Source organism: Sphingobium olei (assembly GCF_042678845.1).
Lineage (GTDB): Bacteria > Pseudomonadota > Alphaproteobacteria > Sphingomonadales > Sphingomonadaceae > Sphingobium > Sphingobium olei.
In genome coordinates, this window is record NZ_JBHTLS010000135.1 from 68,218 (window position 1) to 87,574 (window position 19,357).

The following is a 19,357-nucleotide window of genomic DNA, read 5'->3' on the forward strand; positions in this document are numbered from 1 at the left end:
CGAAAAGGGAGCGTCCATCCCGGACGCTCCCTTTTTTTCTGGCCCGTTGTCGATAGGGAGTATGCAGCGGGGCTGCGCGTGCTGCAAAGGGGCAACAATCGCCCTTCACATCCTGTGCCGCCGCCACTAAAGTCCGGCCGCCTTCCCCTCCCTTCGAAAGGATTCCCGCCCCGCATGACCCGGCCAGCCTTCAAGCGCATCCTTCTGAAATTGTCCGGCGAAGTGCTGATGGGGCAGGGTCAGTTCGGCATCGAGCCGGCGACCGTGAACCGCGTGGCGGGGGAGATTGCGGCGGCCAAGGATGCAGGCTTCGAGATTTGCGTGGTCGTGGGCGGCGGCAACATCTTTCGCGGGCTGGCCGGCGCGGCGGCAGGGTTCGACCGGGCGAGCGCCGACTATATGGGCATGCTCGCAACCGTGATGAACGCGCTGGCGGTGCAGAATGCGCTGGAAAAGCGGGGATACGACACGCGCGTCCAATCCGCCATCCCGATGGCGAGCGTGTGCGAACCCTATATCCGGCGCAAGGCCGAACGGCATATGGAAAAGGGCCGCATCGTCATCTTCGCGGCGGGGACGGGCAGTCCCTTCTTCACGACCGACACCACCGCCGCGCTGCGGGCCGCCGAAATGAATTGCGATGCGTTGTTCAAGGGGACCAGCGTGGACGGCATCTACAATGCCGATCCCAAGAAGGTGCCGGACGCCGCTCGCTATGACCAGATCAGCTTCGACCAGGTGCTGAACGACAACCTAAAAGTCATGGACGCCAGCGCCATCGCGCTGTGCCGAGAGAATAATATCCCCATCGTCGTCTTCAACATCCGCGAGACCGGCAATCTCGCCACCGTGCTCGCCGGGCACGGCGTCGCGACGATCGTGCAAAATCAGGAGCGCTGAAATCCCATGCCGCAATATAACAAAGCCGATCTGGAACGCCGCATGGCGGGCGCGATCGAAGCGCTGAAGGGCGACCTTACGGGCCTGCGGACGGGTCGCGCCAATGTGCAGCTGCTCGATCCCGTCATGGTCACCGTCTATGGCGCCAACATGCCGCTCAACCAGGTGGCGACCGTCTCAGCGCCCGAACCGCGCATGCTGTCGGTGCAGGTGTGGGACAAGACCAATGTCGGCCCGGTCGACAAGGCGATCCGTTCGGCGGGCCTTGGCCTCAACCCCATCGTCGACGGGCAGACGCTGCGCCTGCCCATCCCCGACCTTACCGAGGAGCGGCGCAAGGAACTGGCGAAGCTCGCCAGCAAATATGCCGAAGGCGCGCGCGTCGCCGTGCGCAACGTCCGCCGCGACGGCATGGACAGCCTGAAGACCGACGAGAAGAAGGGCGAGATCAGCGAGGACGAACGCAAGCGGCTGGAAACGGAAGTGCAGAAGCTGACTGACAGCACCATCGCCGATATCGATGCCGCAGCGTCGGCCAAGGAAAAGGAAATCCTCGGCCAGTAAGCCGGGGCTTTTCTTTCGTGGCCAAAACCCGCATGTCCTTCTGATGGCCAGTCAAGCCAAGCCCGACCTGAGCGGCGTCGCACCCACCGATGGTGCGCGCACCCAAGGCGTTCCGCCCGGAGCGCTGGGGGTCCGGCATGTCGCCATCATCATGGACGGCAATGGCCGCTGGGCGAAGAAGCGCTTGCTGCCGCGCATCGCGGGGCACAGGGCAGGGGTGGAAGCGGTGCGTCGCGTCGCGCGCGCGGCGCGGGAGATGGGGCTGGAATGCCTGACGCTCTATGCCTTCTCCTCCGAAAACTGGAAGCGGCCGGCAAGCGAGGTATCGGACCTCATGGGCCTGCTGCGCCACTTCATCCAGTCTGACCTGGACGAATTCCACGCAAACGGCGTGCGGCTGCGCATCATCGGCGACTATCGCGCGCTCGACCCGGCGCTGGTCGACCTGATCGAAGAGGCAATGGCGCGCACGGCGGGCAATAGCGGGCCGATCGTGGCGATCGCGCTCAACTATGGCGCGCAGGACGAGATGGTGCGGGCGGTCCGGGCGATCGCGGACCGCGCGGCGCAGGGCAAGCTGATTGCGCAGGACATCGGCGTCGAGACGATCGATGCCGAACTCTACACCGCCGACCTGCCGCCGCTGGACCTGATGATCCGCACTTCGGGCGAACAGCGGCTCAGTAATTTCCTGCTGTGGCAGGCGGCCTATGCCGAACTCTATTTTACCGACATGCTGTGGCCCGATTTCGACGGGCGTGCGTTGGCGGAGGCGCTGGACGCCTTTCGCCTGAGGGACCGCCGGTTCGGCGGCTTGTGAGCGCATGACAGGTGAATTGCGCACCCGCGCCACTGTGGGCGTCGCGCTGATCGCTCTGGCGATAGGCGCGCTGCTGGCCGGGGGCGTCATCTTCTGGATGCTGCTGGCGATCGCGGGCGTGCTGATGCAGGGCGAATGGGGCGACCTGACCGGCGCGGACCCGCAGCAGCGCAAGAATGCTATGTTCGCCGTCTCGATCCCGCTGGCGCTGCTATGCCCGCTGGCGGCGGGAATCGACTGGCCGGTGATGATCGCGGGCGCTGCGGCCTTCTTCTTCGTCCTGTTCACCAGCCGGAAGCCCGCGCTGGCGCTCGGCATCCCCTATATCTGCGTCCCCATCGTGGCGCTGCAATTCCTGCGGGGGGAACAACCCTATGCGTTCGGGCTGCTGCTCGCGCTCTGGGCGCTGGCGCTGGTGTGGGCGACCGACATCGGCGCCTATTTCGCCGGGCGATCGATCGGCGGGCCGAAGCTCGCGCCGCGCGTCAGCCCGTCCAAGACCTGGTCGGGGCTGGCCGGCGGGGTGCTCGCGGCGCTGCTGCTGGGCTTCCTGCTGCATCGCCTGGCCGGCTTGCCGATCCAGCTGGCGGCGGCGAGCGGCCTGCTGGCGGTAGCTGCACAACTGGGCGACCTGCTGGAAAGCTGGATGAAGCGCCGGGCGGGGGTGAAGGACAGCGGCACGCTGCTCCCCGGCCATGGCGGCGTGATGGACCGGCTGGACGGGGTGGTGGCCGCAGCCCCGCTGGCTGCGCTCTGCTACCTCATCCTGGTGCAGGGGGCATGAAGCGCGTTTCCATCTTCGGCGCGACCGGCTCGGTGGGCCTGTCGACGCTCGATCTCGTCCGGCGCGACCGCGATGCCTATCGCGTCGTCGCGCTGACCGCGAACAGCGATGTGGACAGCCTGGCGGCGCAGGCGCGGGAAACCGGCGCGCAGGTCGCGGTGATCGGGCAGGAGCGGCTTTATGGCGCGCTGAAGGATGCGCTGGCCGGGTCCGGCATCGAAGCGGCGGCGGGCGAGCAGGCGCTGGTCGAGGCGGCGGGACTGGACGCCGACTGGACCATGGCCGCGATCGTCGGCTGCGCGGGCCTCAAGCCCACCATGGCGGCGCTGAAGGCCGGGGGGGCGGTTGCGCTCGCCAACAAGGAATCGCTGGTGTCGGCTGGCGGGCTGATGATGCAGGCGGCGACCGCGTCGGGCGCGACGCTGCTGCCGGTGGACAGCGAGCATAACGCGATATTCCAGTGCCTTGCCAGTTGTGGGTTGCAGGATGTGGCAAGGATCATCCTGACGGCGAGCGGTGGTCCCTTCCGCACCCGCAGCCGCGCCGAGATGGCGGACATTACCCCTGCGCAGGCGGTCGCCCATCCCAACTGGTCGATGGGCGCGAAGATCAGCGTCGACAGCGCGACGATGATGAACAAGGGGCTGGAACTGATCGAGGCCGCCCACCTCTTTCCGATCGGACTCGAGCGGATCGAGATATTGGTCCACCCGCAATCGGTGATCCATTCGATGGTCGAATATCGCGACCGTTCCACTTTGGCGCAGCTGGGGTCGCCGGACATGCGGATTCCCATCGCCCATGCGCTTGCCTGGCCGGAACGGATCGCCACGCCATGCCAGCCGCTGGACCTGGTAAGGATTGGCAGGCTCGATTTCGAAGCGCCTGACGAACAACGCTTTCCGGCATTGCGGCTGGCCCGCGCCGCGGCGGCGGAAGGGGGCGCGGCCCCCGCCATCCTCAACGCCGCCAATGAGGTCGCGGTCGCCGCTTTCCTGGCGGGCCACATCGGCTTCCTTGATATTGCCATGATTGTGGAGGATGTGTTGCAGCGATACAGGGCGCCGCCGCCAGCGTCGATCGACGATGTGCTGGCAGCGGACGCGCAGGCCCGCGCGCAGGCGGGCGAAGTGATGGAAAGATTGACGGCTTGATCCAGAATCCCGGTTTCATCCTGACCGTGCTGGCCTTCGTGGCGGTCATCGGGCCGCTCGTCTTCGTGCACGAGCTCGGCCATTATCTGGTCGGGCGCTGGTTCGGCGTGAAGGCGGAGGCCTTCTCCATCGGCTTCGGGCCGGAGCTGTTCGCCTGGGTCGATCGGCGCGGCACCCGCTGGCGCGTCGCGGCGCTCCCGCTGGGCGGCTATGTCCGGTTCAAGGGCGACATGAACGCGGCGAGCATGACGGACCCCGCCTGGCTGGAGATGCCGGCGAAGGATCGCGCGGAGAGCTTCCCCGCCAAGCCGCTGTGGCAACGCGCGGCGATCGTGGCGGCGGGACCGGCGATCAACTTCCTCTTCGCCATCCTGATCCTGGCGACCTTCGCCTTCCTGCATGGCGAAAGCCGCACGCCGGCCGTGGCGGGGCAGGTCCAGCCGGGCAGCGCGGCGGTGGCGGCGGGTATCGTCGCGGGCGACCGCATCGTGTCGCTGGGCGGCCGGTCGATGGACACGTTCGACGACATCCGCCTCTATGCGCAGATCCGCCCCAACGAGCCGGTGGAACTGGTGATCGAGCGCGACGGCCGCCGCATCGTCAAGCAGGGCCGCATCGGCAGCGTGACCGAGGATGATGGGCTGGGCAACAAGTTCGCCGTCGGCAGGCTGGGCATCGCGCCGGGCGAGCCGGTGGTCGAGCCGGTGCCGCTGTGGCGCGCGCCCATCGTCGCCATCGAGCGCACCGGCCAGATCGTGCGCACGATGGTCGAGACGCTGGGTCAGATCGTGGGCGGCGGCCGGTCGGTGAAGGAGTTGGGCGGGCCGCTGAAGATCGCGCAGGTTTCGGGGCAGGCGGCGACGCTGGGCCTGGAAAGCTTCATCTTCTTCGTCGCGCTCATCTCGATTAACTTGGGGTTCATCAACCTGTTGCCAATTCCGATGCTGGATGGCGGGCATCTGCTTTTCTACGGAATCGAGGCGGTCCAGCGGCGACCGGTCAGCCCAGCCGCGCAGGAATGGGCCTATCGGTCGGGGCTGGCGCTGTTGATGGCAATGATGCTGCTGGTGACTTTCAACGATTTGTCGTCTTTCGGCCTGTGGAAAAGCCTGTCCGGCTTGATCGGCTGACGCGCATCGGGCAGGGAAGCGCCCTCCGGCATCGTCTGTGTCGGCGGAAACATTCGGGTTTTGAGTTTGAGGTGGAGCGGGTGACAGCGATGAACAGCAGCATGAGGCAGCGCCCGGTCGTGGCCGCCCTGTTGGCGACGACGGTGATCGCGGGCCTGCCCATCGCGGCCATGGCCCAGAGCGCGCCTGCGCCCGCTGCCGCTTCGACCGCGCCTGCGGTGACGCCGTCGGGCGCGCCGCTGGGCACCATCGGCTCGATCACCGTCAGCGGCACGCAGCGGCTGGAACCGGACACCGTCCTGTCCTACACCAAGCTGCGCCAGGGCCAGCCCTTCAGCCAGGAAAGCCTCGACCAGGCGCTGCGCGACCTCTACGAAACGGAGCTGTTCGCCGACGTCCAGATCCGCAACGACAATGGCGCGCTGACCGTCCAGGTGAAGGAAAACCCGGTCATCAACCGCATCGTCCTTGAAGGTAATAAGCGCCTCAAGGAAGACAAGATACGTCCTGAAATAAAACTGGCTCCGCGCCAGATCTATACCCGGTCCAAGGTCCGCGCCGACGTGGCCCGCATCATCGAGCTGTATCGCCGGCAGGGCCGCTTCGCCGCCACGATCGAACCCAAGATGGTCCAGCTGGACCAGAACCGCGTCGACATCGTGTTCGAGATCAGCGAAGGCCCCAAGTCCAAGGTCCGCCAGATCAACATCATCGGCAACGAGAAGTTCAAGGACGGCGAACTGCGCAGCCAGATGGTGACGAAGCAGTCGCGCTGGTTCCGCATCTTCTCGTCAGGCACCAGCTACGATCCCGACCGTCTGGCCTATGACCAGCAGAAGCTGCGCCAATTCTACCTGACCGAAGGCTATGCCGATTTCCGCGTGATTTCCGCCGTGGCGGAACTGACGCCGGACAAGCAGGACTTCATCATCACCTATGTGGTGGAGGAAGGCGACCGCTACAAATTCGGTGATGTGAAGGTCGAATCGGACATTCGCGACCTGTCGGGCGACGCGCTGACCAAGACGCTGCCGATGAAGAAGGGCGACTGGTACAACGCCAAGCAGGTCGAGGACACCGTCGACACGCTGAGCGAGACGGCGGGCCTGTTCGGCTATGCCTTCGCGGACGTGTCGCCGGACTTCAACCGGTCCAAGGAAGACCTGACGATGGGGATCAATTTCCGCATCGGCAACGCGCCCCGCGTCTATGTGGAGCGGGTCGACATCAACGGCAACACGCTGACGCAGGACAAGGTCGTGCGTCGCGAGTTCCGCCTGGCCGAAGGCGACGCCTTCAACAGCTTCCTGGTCAAGCGGTCGAAGGACCGGATCAACTCGCTCGGCTTCTTCCAGGAGAAGCTGGACGTCGAGCAGAAGCCGGGTTCCGCGCCCGACCGCATCGTGCTGGAAACCAACGTCCAGGAAAAATCGACCGGCGAACTGTCGCTGTCGGCGGGCTATTCCTCGCTGGAACGCTTCATCGTGTCGGCGTCGATCACCCAGCGCAACTTCCGCGGCAAGGGCCAGGAACTGCGCACCTCGGTCAATTATTCGGCCTATTCCAAGTCGGTGGAAGTGGGCTTCACCGAGCCCTATTTCATGGACAAGAATATCGCGCTGGGCGGCGACATCTACCGCCGCGACCTCAACAGCTTCCGGTTCCTGGGCAACAGCACCAACGACCGCGACACCACCTATGAGCAGACCACGACCGGTTTTCAGCTGCGCGCGGGCCTGTCGATCACCGAATATATCTCGCTGGCGCTGCGCTACAGCCTGAATTTCGACGATGTGACGCTCGACCGGGCTACCTATTATTCCGATCCGGACGGCGCGGGGCCGCTGGCCGAACGGTGCGACCCGCTGCTCGCGGGCCGCTATCTCTGCGACGCCATCGGCAAGCGTACCACGTCCTCGCTCGGCTATTCGCTGATCTACGACACGCGCGACAATCGCATCCGTCCAACGCGCGGCAACAGCGTGGTGCTGAGCCAGGATTTCGCGGGCCTGGGCGGCAGCGTCAAATATGTCCGCACCCGCGTGAACGCCGGCAAATATTGGGCGCTGGGCAGCGGCTTCATCTTCTCCGTGACCGGAGAGGGCGGCTATATCCATTCGCTCGAAGGGCAGCGGACCGACCCGGACGGCTTCCCGACCGAGCGCATCCGCCTGGTCGACCGCTTCTTCCTGGGCGAACCGCAGATTCGCGGCTTCAACATTCGCGGCGTCGGCCCGCGCGTGAAGCGCTATTTCCTCCAGGCGACCACCGACAGCAACGGCGCGACGACCGGCTATGAGCGGGTCAACGGCAACCAGAATGTGTCGGACGACGCGCTGGGCGGCCGCATCTACTATATGTCCCGCGCCGAGCTGGAAATCCCGCTGGGATCGGGCGCGCGTGAGATGGGCCTGCGTCCGTCCATCTATGTCGACGCCGGCGCGGTCGCGGGCATCAAGGATCCGGTGCTGGTCAACGGCACCGGCAGCTTTGCGGGCTATTGCGATCCCACCACGGCCGCGCCCACCGGATCGACCCGCGTGCGCGCCACCGGCAGCGCCCGCGCGCCCGTATGCGGCACCAACTTTACATTCGCGGGCGGCAATTTCGAGGAAGAATATCTCGGCGACACGCTCAAGCCGCGTGTTTCCGTGGGCTTTGGCGTCAACTGGAACTCGCCCTTCGGCCCGTTCCGCATCGACATCGCCAGGGCCCTGCTCAAGGAACCAGGGGACGACACCAAGCTCATCACCTTCAACGTAGGGACTCAATTCTGATGAAGACGATTATCAAGGCGGCCGCGATCGCGCTGGCGCCCATGACTGCCATTGCGCTGACCGCCGTGCCGGCCGCCGCCCAGACCAAGTCGGGCATCGCGGTCGTCGACCTGGAGGAGGCCGTCGCCCGCAGCGCGGCCTTCACCACCGCGATGACGCAGATGCAGACCACCTACAAGCCGCAGATCGACCAGATCAACACGCGCCGCACCGCGATCGAGACCGATCTCAAGAGCAAGAACGACGCGCTGCAGGCCGCATACAAGGCTGCGGGTAACAAGCCGACTCCGGCGATCGAGACCCAGTATCAGCAGCTTCAGCAGGCCCAGCAGAACGGCCAGGCCGAACTGCAGCGCCTGAGCCAGCCGGTGCAGCTGGCCCGCGCCTATGTCGAGCAGCAGATCGTTGCCAAGCTGGACGACGCGCTGAAGGCCGCGACCGCGAAGACGAAGTCGGAAATCGTGTTCAAGAAGGGCGCGACCGAAAGCTTCGGCGCCGGCGCGGACATCACGCCCGCCGTCATCACCGAGCTGAACGCGCTGGTGCCCAGCGTCGGCATCACCCCGCCGGCCGGCTGGCAGCCGGGCCAGGCACAGGGTGCGCCTGCCGCTGCGGCTCCTGCCGCCGCCGCTCCGGCGACCCCGGCGCAGGCCCCCAAGTCGCGCTGACGCAAAGATGACGGGGGAAGTTGAATCGACCGCCCGTGGCCCGATGGATGTCCGTCGGGTCATGTCCGCGCTGCCGCACCGCTATCCGATGCTGCTGGTCGACCGCGTGGTGTCGCTGGTGCCCAACCAGTCGATCCATGCGGTGAAGGCGGTGTCGATGAACGAGCCGTTTTTCCAGGGGCATTTCCCGGGACGGCCGATCATGCCCGGCGTGCTGATCGTGGAAGCGATGGCGCAGGCGGCGGGCGTGCTGGCGGTCGATTCGATGGACCTCGCGGATTCGGGGAAGCTCGTCTATTTCATGAGCATCGACGGCGCGAAGTTCCGGTCTCCGGTGGAGCCGGGCTGCCTGCTCGACCTGCATGTGGAAGCGACGCAGTTTCGCGGCGCGGTCTGCAAGTTCAGCGGCAAGGCGATGGTCGACGGCAAGCTGGCCGCCGAGGCGCAGTTCGTCGCGATGATCGCCGATCCGCCCAAGGATTGACGCGGGCCATCACCGCACTTGCTTTGGCGCGCCGAAACCGCTAACGGCGCGCCTTCGCATTTTTTTTGCATCCGGCCGGTCGGAAACCGGCCACCATAGGAGCATCACCGCCATGAAGGCCGATACCCACCCCGATTACCACATGATCACCGTCCAGATGACCGACGGCACCACCTTCCAGACCCGCTCCACCTGGGGCAAGGAAGGCGACACGCTGGCGCTCGACATCGATCCAAAGTCGCACCCGGCCTGGACGGGCGGCAACCGCCAGCTCGACACCGGCGGCCAGGTGGCGCGCTTCAACAAGCGCTTCGGTGGCCTGACGCTGAAGAAGTAATCGGCCTTAAAGGGTTTGAGATAAAAGGGGCGCTCCGGGGACGGGGCGCCTTTTTTGTTGTACACCACCCCGGCCCTGAGCCGGGGTCCCGCCTTTTCAAATGGGCAAAAGAAGCGGGATGCCGGGTCAAGCCCGGCATGACGTAAAAGCGACCAATTATGGACGTCATAAGCGCCAAAACCTCGACATGGTTGCGGATGCTGATGTTCGCTGACATGCTTTGATGATGACGGAAGTCTCATGTGCCATAACCGTGCTTATCTTGCTTCTAGCCACCGGCTGTCACTCCGCTGACGAAATCCCGGCCGCAAGGCAGAAGGTGAACATTGAAGTCACCGGAACGTCCGAATGCCTGGCGCAGGTGGTCAACCTGATGGCTGACAGGGGCGGCGAGGTTGCAGTGTTGCCTAAGTGGTCTGGAGGTGTCGGACAGATGGAAGTCGGACCTGTCGAAGCGCGACAGTATAACGAAGTGTCCAAAGCCGTCAGGGCGCAAACCTGCGTTAAAGCTGTCCGCTCGCGTCCCTGTGCGACACCCCACTCCGACTTGAACGTTTGCTAGTCGCTTCGATCAATCTCACCCCGCCGCTCGATCCTCATCCAGAAACGCCGCCACGTCGTCCAGCGCGATGTCCTTCGACAGGAAGGTTTGCCCGATGCCGCGCGCGAGGAGGAAGGGGAGGGTGCCGGCGGCCATCTTCTTGTCGTGGAGCATGTGCGCGACCAGAGCCGCGCCGTCTGCCGTGACATGCGCCGACGCGAGGTCGTGGGGGAGGCCGACTGCGCGCAGGTGCGCGGTCAGGCGGTCGGCATCCTCCTGCGGGCAGAGGCCGAGCCGCGCGGAGTAGCGGAAGGCGAGCGCCATGCCGGCCGCGACGCCTTCGCCGTGGAGCAGCGTGTCGGAAAAGCCCGTGTCCGCCTCCAGCGCGTGGCCGAAGGTATGGCCGAGGTTGAGCAGGGCGCGGCGGCCCGATGTCTCGCGCTCGTCGTCCGCGACGATGGCGGCCTTGGCGCGGACGCTCTTTTCGATGGCATAAGCGCGCGCTTGCGGCTCGCCCGCGAGCAGGCGATGGCCGTCACTCTCGCACCAGGCGAAGAAGTCGGGATCGTCGATCAGCCCATATTTGACCACTTCGGCATAGCCGGCGCGGGTTTCGCGCGGGGGCAGGCTGTTGAGGGTCGACGGATCGATCAGCACCAGCGCGGGCTGGTAGAAACTGCCGACGAGATTTTTGCCCGCCTGCGTGTTGATCGCCGTCTTGCCGCCCACGGACGAATCGACCTGCGCCAGCAGGGTCGTGGGCACCTGGATGAAATGGCAGCCGCGCTTCAGGATGGAGGCGGCAAAGCCCACCAGATCGCCGATCACGCCGCCTCCGAGCGCGACGACATGGTCGCCCCGTTCGATCTCCAGCGCCAGCAGCGCGTCGAGCAGCTGTTCCAGATGCCACCAACTCTTGGTCTGTTCGCCCGCCGGCAGGATGATCGGTTCGACCGTTACATTGGCCGCGCGCAGGGCGGCGTCCAGGCGCGGCAGTTGCGCGGCGGCGACATGCGTGTCGGTGACCACCACCAGCCGCCCCTTGCGCGCATAGGGCGACAGCAGTTCCCCGGCGCGGTCGAGCGCGCCCTGTTCGATCACTATGTCGTAACTGCGCGCGTCGAGCGCCACGCGGACTATTGCCATGCCGTCAGTTGCTCCATGATGCGTTCGACCGCGACTTCATGCGGGGCGGCGATGCTCTTCACATGGATCGGCGCGAGCGCGTAAATCGGGTTGCGGGTCGCCGCCAGTTCGGTCAGCACGGTGCGCGGATCCTTGCCCTTCAGCAGCGGGCGGCTGTCGCGCCGCGCCACGCGATCGACCAGGATGTCGATGTCGGCGTCCAGCCAGATCGCGATCGCGCCCTCCAGGATCAGGCGGCGGGTTTCCTCCTGCATGAAGGCGCCGCCGCCGGTCGCGATCACCTTGGGTGCGCCGTCCATCAAGCGGGCGATCACCCGCCGCTCGCCGTCGCGGAAATGCGCCTCGCCATAGCGTTCGAAAATCTCGGCCACGCTCATGCCCGCAGCCTTCTCTATCTCCTCGTCCGCGTCGACGAAGCTGAGGCCAAGGCGCGCCGCCAGCCTGCGCCCGACGGTCGATTTGCCAACGCCCATCATGCCCACCAGCACGATGGGGCCACGGCCGGCCTGACTGTCGGGGATTTTGCTGTTTCGCTGCATGGCCTGCGGGGCTATACAGCCAGCCGTCGCAGAGGCAAATCGCATCTTTCCCCCGGACGCCGGGCCTTGCAGGCCCGTCAGCTTAAGCCAAGGATTTATGAAGAATAATCGCAACTTCGGCAGTTTCGATAGCAGTTCGCGCCGCCGCGGCACCCGGTTGCCGATCATTCCCATCATCCTCGTCCTGCTGGTCGTCGCCCTGCTCGCCTTCTTCTGGTCGCGCGGCGGCGAACAGCCGCAGCAGAGGGTCGAGAAGGTCATCCCCGCCGACAAGCTGGGGCAATAAGGCCGATGCGCTGGCCGCGGGGGAACGCCAGATGGGCGGTGGGCAGCTTCGCGCTCGCGCTGGCGCTGCCCGTCGTCGCGCAACAGGCGCCCGAATCGCTGCTGCCGCCCGGCTTTGGCGATGCGCCCGAAACCCCCGCGCCGCAGCCTTCCCGGCCGGCGCAGCCGTCGCCTTCCTCGCCCGCAGCGCCCGCCGTTCCGATGGTGCAGCCGCTCGAAACGGTGACGCCGCCCGATCTCTCGCTGCTCGAAGGCGACAATGCGGCGGAGGAGATGTCGCCGGAGGAACTGGCGGCGGAGAAGGCCAAATATGACCTGCCTGAAACCGCGCGCCGTTCGCTCGACCGCATCGGGCCGCTGACGCCGGAAACGCGGGGCTTCGATGCGGCGGCGTTCGGCGACCAGTCGGGCAAATATCTGGCGGCGCTGATGCGCGAGACCCACGCGCCGATCGTGTCGCGCTGGGCCTCCATCCTGCTGCGCCGCGCGCTGCTGTCCGCCACCGACACGCCGCGCGACATCGACGGGGCGGACTGGGCGGCGGAGCGCGCCTGGCTGCTCCTGCGCATGGGCGAGGCGGACAGCGCCCGGCTGATGGTGCAGAGCGTCGATTCGGACCGGTTCACGCCGCGCCTCTATGCGGTGGCGATGGAAACCTATCTGGCGACCGCCGATCCGGCGGGGCTGTGCCCGCTGTCGGACGGGGCGCTGCGCACCAGCAAGGCGGCGGGGTGGGCCATGACCCGCGCCATCTGCCCGGCGCTGTCGGGCGATCAGGGGACGGCGAGCGGCGCGCTCAACCAGGCGCAGCGGCGCGGCGAGGTGCGCGGCGTCGATTACCGGCTGGCGGAAAAAGTGGTGGGCACCGGCTTCAACGCGCGCCGTTCGGTCAAGATCGAATGGACGGGCGTCGATCGGCTCACATCCTGGCGCTACGGCCTCGCCACTGCCCTGAACGTTGAGATACCAGAGCCGCTCTATGCGACGGCGGGGCAGCATGTCCGTGCGTGGGAAGCGCGCGCGGCGGCGCTGTCGCCGATGCGGCGACGGCCGGGCGTCGACATTGCGGCGCGGCTGGGCGTGTTTTCCAGCGCGGCGATGGTGGGCTTTTACGGCCAGATGGGGACGGAGGGCGATCCGCCGGCCGAGGTGGCCGACCGGGTGGATGCGCTGCGCACCGCCTATTCCGGCGCGACGGTGGGCGACCGGATCGGCGGGATGCGCAGCTGGTGGCAGGACAATGCGCAGCCCGACTATGTCGGCCTGATCGCGACCGCGCGCGCCGCCGCCGCGCTGCCCGTCGCGCAGACCGATGCGCAGGACGCCGCCAATCTGGTCGCATCGATGCTGACCGCCGGATACGACCGCAACGCCGCGCGGTGGGCGCGCGCGATCGGCCAGCTGGACGGGGCGGGCGCGTCGCAATTCTGGGCCTTGCTGGCGGTCGGCGCGCCCAGCCCGGTGGTGGATATCGGCAGCAGCCGCGTCTCCTCCTACATCGAGGACGCCGGCGCTGCGAAGGGGCGGATGCTGATCGCGGCGTTGGCCGGGCTGTCGCGACTGTCGGCGGGCGATGCGCAATCGCTGGCGCAGGACAATGGCGTGCCGCTCGCCGCCAACAGCCGCTGGGCGCGGGCCATCGGCGCAGCGGCGCAGCGGGGCGAGAAGGCGACCGTGGCGCTGCTGGCGGCGGTGGGGATGCAGGGCAATGACTGGTCGAAGCTGCCGCCTACGCATCTCTATCATATCGTCGCGGCGCTGCATCGCGTGGGGCTGGACCCCGAAGCGCGGATGATCGCGGCAGAGGCGATCAGCCGGACCTGACCATGGGGCAGGAAGACGCCGCCCTGATCGACCGCTTCCTGGAGATGATGGCGGCGGAGCGCGGCGCGTCGCGGAACACGCTGCTCGCCTATCGCACGGACCTGACTGGCGCGGCGGCGCTGGTCGGCGGACTGGCGGGCGCGGACAAGGATGCGCTGGCTGGCCTGACGGCGGAGTGGGCGCAGCTTGCCGCTTCGTCCGTCGCGCGCAAGGCGTCCGCGCTGCGCGCCTTCTACGCCTTTCTGGAGGAAGAGGGGCTGCGTGCCGACAATCCGGCCTCCGCTCTGCCCCGGCCGGTGACGCGGCGGCCCCTGCCCAAGATATTGTCCACGGCGGAGGTGGATCGCTTCTTCGCGCTGATCGCGGAGCGGACCGATGTCGAGCATCCTGCGCCGCTGGACCTGCGGCTCTCGGCGCTGATCGAACTGCTCTATGGATCGGGCCTGCGCGCGAGCGAGCTGGTGTCGCTGCCGCGGCGGGCGCTGGCAGCCGACCGCCCCTTCCTGATCCTGAAGGGCAAGGGCGGGCGGGAGCGGCTGGTGCCGATTTCCGATCGGGCGCGCGCCGCCGTGTCGGCCTGGCTGGCGCATGTGCCGGGGGCGAGCCCTTGGCTTTTCCCTTCGGGCAAGAGCCATCTGAGCCGCATCCGCCTCTACCAGCTGGTGAAGGCCCTGGCCGCCGCCGTGGGAATCGCGCCGGAGCGGGTGAGCCCGCATGTGCTGCGCCACGCCTTCGCCACCCATCTGCTGGAGGGCGGGGCGGACCTGCGCGCGTTGCAGACGATGCTGGGCCATGCCGACATCGGCACGACGCAGATCTACACCCATGTCGATAGCCGGCGGCTGGTGGAGCTGGTCAACCAGCGGCATCCGCTGGCCGGCATGGCACCCCGCGTGGCGCACGCCCGCGTTGACGAGGACGCGCCATCCCCCTAACGCCTTGCGCCATGGTTAGCTTTCTGGAATTCGAAAAGCCGATCGCCGAACTGGAAGCGCGCATCCTGGAATTGCGCGCCACCGCGAGCGTCGGCGACATCAACATCGACGGCGAGATCGCCACGCTGGAAAATCGCGCGGCCAAGCTGCTGGCGGACACTTATGGCAAGCTGACGCCCTGGCAGAAGACGCAGGTGGCGCGCCATCCCGACCGGCCCCATTTCAAGGATTATGTCGCCGGCCTGTTCGACAATTTCATGCCGCTGGCCGGTGACCGCGCCTTTGCCGACGATCAGGCGATCCTGGGCGGATTCGCGACGCTGGGCGAACGGCGCGTGATGGTGATCGGCCATGAGAAGGGGGACGACACCGCCAGCCGCGTGCGCCACAATTTCGGCATGGCGAAGCCCGAGGGCTATCGCAAGGCGATCCGCCTGATGGAACTGGCGGACCGGTTCGGCCTGCCGGTCGTGACCCTCGTCGATACGTCGGGCGCCTTTCCCGGCGTGCAGGCGGAAGAGCGCGGACAGGCGGAAGCCATCGCGCGGTCGACCGAAGCCTGCCTGAAGCTGGGCGTGCCGATGGTGGCCGCCGTGGTGGGCGAGGGCGGATCGGGAGGCGCAATCGCGCTGGCCGCCGCCAATCGCGTGATCATGTTCGAACATGCGGTCTATTCGGTCATCTCGCCCGAAGGCTGCGCGTCGATCCTGTGGCGCACGGCCGACAAGGCGAGCGATGCCGCCACCGCCATGCAGGTGACGGCGCAGCACCTTAAAAGCCTGGGCGTGATCGATCGAATCGTGCCGGAGCCGGTCGGCGGCGCGCATCGCGAGCCGGTGCAGGCGATCGCCAGCCTGGGGACGGCGATCGAGGCGGAACTGGACGCGCTCGACGGCATGGCCGCCGACGCGCTGCGCACCGACCGGGCCGACAAATTTCTCGCCATAGGGGCCTGAACCCACTTCATTTTCCGGGAACGCCCCGCCACTGTCGCTCGTTACGTAGGGGTAACGGGAAAGGGTGAGGAGCCATGAAAGGTAAATGGGCACTGGGTGGCGTGGGCGCGGCGTTGGTCGTCGCCATGACTGCGCCGGCCGTGATCGGGCAGCAACGTGCGATTCGCACCACATCGTCGATCAGCGCGCAGGACAAGGCGAGCGGGGCGAAGCAGCATCCTGAGCTGCTGAAGGAATTTGGCGGCGCCTATGCCGGCCCGCAGGCGAAATATGTGGAAGGGGTCGGGCGGCGCATCGCCGTCCAGTCCGGCCTTTCCAACGCGCAGGGCGACTTCACCGTCACCCTGCTCAACAGCCCGGTCAACAACGCCTTCGCGATCCCCGGCGGCTATGTCTATGTGACGCGGCAGCTGATGGCGTTGATGAACGACGAGGCGGAGCTCGCGGGCGTGCTGGGCCATGAGGTCGGCCATGTCGCGGCGGAACATGGCCAGCGGCGGCAGAAGGCAGCGCAGCGCAACGCCATCGGCGGCGCGTTGCTGGGGGCACTGGCTGGCGCATTTCTGGGCGATTCAGGGCTAGCGGGCATTGTGCAGAAGGGCATCGGCACGGGCAGCCAGCTGCTGACGCTCAAATTTTCGCGCACGCAGGAATATGAGGCGGACGATCTGGGCATCCGCTATCTGGCATCCGCCGGCTACGATCCGCGCGCGTTGTCGAGCATGCTTGCGTCGCTCGCCGCGCAAAGCAGTCTCGACGCGCGAGTGGCGGGCAGCGCCCGGTCGATGCCGGAATGGGCGAGCACCCACCCTGACCCCGCGTCCCGCGTGACGCGCGCGGCGCGCGCGGCTGATGCGACGAGGGCGACCGGGAAAACCCGCAATCGCGACGCCTTCCTCAACGCGCTGGACGGCGTGCTCTATGGCGACGATCCCAAGCAGGGCGTGATCGACGGCAACCGTTTCCGCCATCCCGACCTGCGCGTCAGCTTCACCGCGCCCGGCGGCTTCGGCATGGAAAATGGCACGGACGCGGTGTCCATCACCGGATCTGGCGGGCAGGCGCAGTTCAGCGGCGGCGCATATAACGGCGACCTCGCCGCTTACGTCAATGGCGTGTTCGCCAGGCTGGGCGGCGGGAACGGCGGGGTGCCGCAGGGCGAGGTGCAGCGCACCACGATCAACGGCCTGCCCGCCGCATGGCGCACGGTGCGCGCCTCCACCCAGTCGAGCCAGGTTGATGCGACCGTCTTCGCTTATGATTTCGGCGGGGGGAAGGCCTATCACTTCCTGCTCATCACGCCGGCGGGGCGTGGGGTCGGTCCTTTCGTGCCGATGGTGGAATCGATCCAGCGCCTGTCCGCGCAGGATGCCGCCGCCATCAAGCCGCGCCGCGTGCAGATAGTAACGGTCAAGTCGGGCGACACCGTGCAGTCGCTCGCCAAGCGGATGGCCTATAGCGATTATCCGCTGGAGCGGTTCCTGACGATCAACGCGTTCACCGCCAACGCCGCGCTGCGGCCGGGGCAAAGGGTCAAGATCGTCGGCTGGTGACCGACGCACGAAAAGGGCGGCGGACTTTCGTCCGCCGCCCTTTTGTTTCGTCAACGATGCGGAGCTTACTTCAGGTTGCCCGAGACGTTGTTGAAGGTGCCGCTCAGGCGGCTGCCGAGGTTGCTCATCGCGCCAATGGCGGCGACGGCGATCAGGGCGGCGATCAGGCCGTATTCGATCGCGGTGGCACCCTTTTCATTCTTCAGCATCTTGCGCACGAACTTCATGCTATGTCTCCTTGAAATACCAAATACAGCGTAAAATTACCCGGCCGCCCCGACTGGAAATTGGTGGTCAGCAACGATGGAATTAGAGGAGGTCGGTTGAAAAAGACTTAATGCCGCGGTCCGATTGTCAAACTTTGATGGTTAATGGGAACTTACTTCTCTTGCGACATTGTTCCACATGCCCACGGTCTTGCTGGCGAGCGTGTTCAGCGCTGCTATCATCGCCAGCACGATCAACGCGACGATCAAGCCATATTCGATGGCGGTGCCCCCACGGTTGCATCGCATGAGCCTTGAACGGGCGAGATACCGTAAAATGTCACGCATCATTTTCCCCGTTTCGCTGCAGACAGTCCCCGTTGCCCATGTAAAGGAAGCAGGGTTAACAAAGCCCTCTCATCTGGAGCGATATGACCGGTTTTCCTCCCCTTCTCGTGGTCGCGGTGGCTTTGGTCGATGCGGATGGGCGCGTGCTGGTTCAGCAGCGGCCGCCGGGCAAGGCCATGGGGGGACTGTGGGAGTTTCCGGGCGGCAAGGTGGAGGCCGGCGAAACGCCGGAAGCGGCGTTGGTGCGCGAACTGGAGGAGGAACTGGGCATCCGCACCCACGCCAGCTGCCTGGCGCCGGCGACCTTCGCCAGCGAGCCGCTGGGCGACAGGCATCTCCTGCTCCTGCTCTACGTCTGCCGCAAATGGCAGGGCGTGGCGGAGGCACGGCATGCGACGGCGCTCAAATGGGTGCGCCCTGCGCAGCTTTACGCGCTGGACATGCCTCCCGCCGACCTGCCGCTGATCGGCTTGCTGGATGCGCTGCTATAGAGAGGCGGCGTCGCGCGGTAGGGCAGGAAGGGCGGCCCGGGCGGCCCGCCCTTCCTGCCGAACCACGCCTGGTCAGTCTTCCTTGGCCTTGCTCTGCAACTGCACATAATTCTGGATGCCCATCCGTTCGATCATCTCGAACTGGGTTTCCAGCGCATCGACATGCTCCTCCTCGCTTTCGAGGATATATTGGAACAGGTCGCGGCTCACATAGTCGCGGATGGATTCGCAATAGGCGATCGCGTCCTTGAGCACCGGCAGCGCCTCATATTCCAGCTCAAGGTCGGCCTTCAGAATTTCTTCCACCGTCTCGCCGATCTTCAGGCGGCCGAGCAGCTGGAAATTGGGCAGGCCGTCGAGGAAGAGGATGCGCTCTGCCAGCTTATCGGCATGCTTCATCTCGTCGATCGACTCTTCATATTCGAACTTGGCGAGCTTCTCGACGCCCCAATGGTTAAGCATGCGGTAGTGGAGGAAATATTGGTTGATCGCGGTCAGCTCGTTCTTGAGCACCTCGTTCAGAAATTCGATGACCTTCGGGTCGCCCTTCATGGCGTTATACTCCGGCGTTTGGGGAACGGCCGGAGCATAGCCTTTCGGTACGAGGCTGTTAAGCCGAAAAGCCTTGGAAAACCGCGATTTTTTGCTGCGCTATTGCGTGATGATCGCGGCAATTACCTGCGGATGCTTCGCAATCCTGTCAGGCCGACGCGCGTTCAGCCGCGATGATGGTGCGCGCAAAGGAGACGCACTGGCCGCATTTGGGACGGCGGCCGAACTGGGCATAGGCGCTGCACGGCGTGTCCGCGCCATTGCGCGCGGCTTCCCGCAGGTCTTTTTCCCGAATCGCGTTACAGATGCAGACGACCATCGCAGTGCTTCTCCTGTGTGAGAGGAGATAGCGCGGATGATAAT

22 protein-coding genes are annotated in these 19,357 nt (G+C 66.2%); 16 read left to right on the forward strand and 6 right to left on the reverse strand.

Features of this window, described 5'->3' with window-relative positions; genetic code table 11:
* Nucleotides 1–174 precede the first annotated feature (174 nt).
* From pyrH to rpmE, 10 genes are all read left to right on the forward strand, one after another.
* Entirely contained in the window at nt 175–900 is a 726-nt protein-coding gene (pyrH, locus tag ACFQ24_RS20085) for a UMP kinase (protein ID WP_380914514.1), read from the forward strand.
* 6 nt (nt 901–906) lie between these two features.
* Complete coding sequence (gene frr, locus ACFQ24_RS20090) at nt 907–1,464, forward strand: ribosome recycling factor (RefSeq protein WP_380914516.1); 558 nt, start codon at nt 907–909, stop codon at nt 1,462–1,464.
* Between the two features lie 43 nt (nt 1,465–1,507).
* Nucleotides 1,508–2,284, forward strand: a complete 777-nt coding sequence (locus ACFQ24_RS20095) for an isoprenyl transferase (RefSeq protein WP_380914518.1) — start codon at nt 1,508–1,510, stop codon at nt 2,282–2,284.
* Between the two features lie 4 nt (nt 2,285–2,288).
* Nucleotides 2,289–3,068, forward strand: coding sequence for a phosphatidate cytidylyltransferase (locus ACFQ24_RS20100; RefSeq protein ID WP_380914520.1), 780 nt, complete (start codon nt 2,289–2,291; stop codon nt 3,066–3,068).
* Nucleotides 3,065–4,222 carry a 1-deoxy-D-xylulose-5-phosphate reductoisomerase gene (locus tag ACFQ24_RS20105; RefSeq protein ID WP_380914522.1) on the forward strand — a complete coding sequence of 386 codons (1,158 nt, stop codon included), beginning with the start codon at nt 3,065–3,067 and terminating at the stop codon, nt 4,220–4,222. The genes ACFQ24_RS20100 and ACFQ24_RS20105 overlap by 4 nt, the downstream gene beginning before the upstream one ends.
* A complete protein-coding gene (rseP, locus tag ACFQ24_RS20110) occupies nt 4,219–5,352 on the forward strand; it encodes an RIP metalloprotease RseP (protein WP_380914524.1) in 1,134 nt (377 codons plus the stop codon). The genes ACFQ24_RS20105 and rseP overlap by 4 nt, the downstream gene beginning before the upstream one ends.
* A gap of 89 nt (nt 5,353–5,441) precedes the next feature.
* Entirely contained in the window at nt 5,442–8,129 is a 2,688-nt protein-coding gene (gene bamA, locus ACFQ24_RS20115; RefSeq protein WP_380914526.1) for an outer membrane protein assembly factor BamA, read from the forward strand.
* On the forward strand, nt 8,129–8,797 hold the full coding sequence (locus ACFQ24_RS20120; protein ID WP_380914528.1) for an OmpH family outer membrane protein: 669 nt from the start codon (nt 8,129–8,131) through the stop codon (nt 8,795–8,797). Before bamA ends, ACFQ24_RS20120 begins: the two co-directional genes overlap by 1 nt.
* Nucleotides 8,798–8,804: 7 nt before the next feature.
* Nucleotides 8,805–9,281 carry a 3-hydroxyacyl-ACP dehydratase FabZ gene (fabZ, locus tag ACFQ24_RS20125; protein WP_380914530.1) on the forward strand — a complete coding sequence of 159 codons (477 nt, stop codon included), beginning with the start codon at nt 8,805–8,807 and terminating at the stop codon, nt 9,279–9,281.
* Nucleotides 9,282–9,393: 112 nt separating this feature from the next.
* Nucleotides 9,394–9,618 (forward strand): 50S ribosomal protein L31, encoded by a 225-nt coding sequence (rpmE, locus tag ACFQ24_RS20130; protein WP_009822308.1) that lies wholly within the window; start codon nt 9,394–9,396, stop codon nt 9,616–9,618.
* A gap of 577 nt (nt 9,619–10,195) precedes the next feature.
* Here rpmE and aroB read toward each other — a convergent pair.
* Together aroB and ACFQ24_RS20140 are read right to left on the reverse strand one after the other, a co-directional pair.
* On the reverse strand, nt 10,196–11,305 hold the full coding sequence (aroB, locus tag ACFQ24_RS20135) for a 3-dehydroquinate synthase (RefSeq protein WP_380914532.1): 1,110 nt from the start codon (nt 11,303–11,305) through the stop codon (nt 10,196–10,198).
* Nucleotides 11,296–11,844, reverse strand: coding sequence for a shikimate kinase (locus tag ACFQ24_RS20140; protein ID WP_380914534.1), 549 nt, complete (start codon nt 11,842–11,844; stop codon nt 11,296–11,298). The genes aroB and ACFQ24_RS20140 overlap by 10 nt, the downstream gene beginning before the upstream one ends.
* A 97-nt stretch (nt 11,845–11,941) precedes the next feature.
* Between ACFQ24_RS20140 and ACFQ24_RS20145 the strand changes: the two genes are divergently transcribed.
* From ACFQ24_RS20145 to ACFQ24_RS20165, 5 genes are all read left to right on the forward strand, one after another.
* On the forward strand, nt 11,942–12,130 hold the full coding sequence (locus ACFQ24_RS20145; RefSeq protein WP_380914536.1) for a hypothetical protein: 189 nt from the start codon (nt 11,942–11,944) through the stop codon (nt 12,128–12,130).
* A 5-nt stretch (nt 12,131–12,135) separates the two neighbouring features.
* Nucleotides 12,136–13,953, forward strand: a complete 1,818-nt coding sequence (locus ACFQ24_RS20150; RefSeq protein WP_380914538.1) for a hypothetical protein — start codon at nt 12,136–12,138, stop codon at nt 13,951–13,953.
* A gap of 2 nt (nt 13,954–13,955) precedes the next feature.
* The gene (locus tag ACFQ24_RS20155) at nt 13,956–14,888 is read left to right on the forward strand and encodes a tyrosine recombinase (RefSeq protein WP_380914540.1); all 933 of its coding nucleotides are present in this window, start codon (nt 13,956–13,958) and stop codon (nt 14,886–14,888) included.
* A gap of 11 nt (nt 14,889–14,899) precedes the next feature.
* A complete protein-coding gene (locus ACFQ24_RS20160) occupies nt 14,900–15,844 on the forward strand; it encodes an acetyl-CoA carboxylase carboxyltransferase subunit alpha (RefSeq protein ID WP_380914542.1) in 945 nt (314 codons plus the stop codon).
* Between the two features lie 74 nt (nt 15,845–15,918).
* Nucleotides 15,919–17,397 (forward strand): M48 family metalloprotease, encoded by a 1,479-nt coding sequence (locus ACFQ24_RS20165; protein ID WP_380914544.1) that lies wholly within the window; start codon nt 15,919–15,921, stop codon nt 17,395–17,397.
* Nucleotides 17,398–17,462: 65 nt separating this feature from the next.
* Here the strand turns inward: ACFQ24_RS20165 and ACFQ24_RS20170 are convergent, their stop codons facing one another.
* Both ACFQ24_RS20170 and ACFQ24_RS20175 read right to left on the reverse strand, forming a co-directional pair.
* Nucleotides 17,463–17,624: a Flp family type IVb pilin gene (locus tag ACFQ24_RS20170; protein WP_066762566.1), complete on the reverse strand. Its 162-nt coding sequence runs from the start codon at nt 17,622–17,624 to the stop codon at nt 17,463–17,465.
* A 141-nt stretch (nt 17,625–17,765) separates the two neighbouring features.
* Nucleotides 17,766–17,951 carry a Flp family type IVb pilin gene (locus ACFQ24_RS20175; RefSeq protein WP_380914546.1) on the reverse strand — a complete coding sequence of 62 codons (186 nt, stop codon included), beginning with the start codon at nt 17,949–17,951 and terminating at the stop codon, nt 17,766–17,768.
* Nucleotides 17,952–18,034: 83 nt separating this feature from the next.
* On the opposite strand from ACFQ24_RS20175, the gene ACFQ24_RS20180 reads away from it, so the two are divergent.
* Complete coding sequence (locus ACFQ24_RS20180; RefSeq protein ID WP_380914548.1) at nt 18,035–18,442, forward strand: (deoxy)nucleoside triphosphate pyrophosphohydrolase; 408 nt, start codon at nt 18,035–18,037, stop codon at nt 18,440–18,442.
* Between the two features lie 72 nt (nt 18,443–18,514).
* On the opposite strand, the gene bfr is transcribed toward ACFQ24_RS20180, so the two are convergent.
* Together bfr and ACFQ24_RS20190 are read right to left on the reverse strand one after the other, a co-directional pair.
* Entirely contained in the window at nt 18,515–18,994 is a 480-nt protein-coding gene (bfr, locus tag ACFQ24_RS20185) for a bacterioferritin (protein WP_380914550.1), read from the reverse strand.
* 148 nt (nt 18,995–19,142) lie between these two features.
* Nucleotides 19,143–19,313 carry a (2Fe-2S)-binding protein gene (locus ACFQ24_RS20190; RefSeq protein ID WP_380914552.1) on the reverse strand — a complete coding sequence of 57 codons (171 nt, stop codon included), beginning with the start codon at nt 19,311–19,313 and terminating at the stop codon, nt 19,143–19,145.
* Between the last annotated feature and the right edge of the window lie 44 nt (nt 19,314–19,357).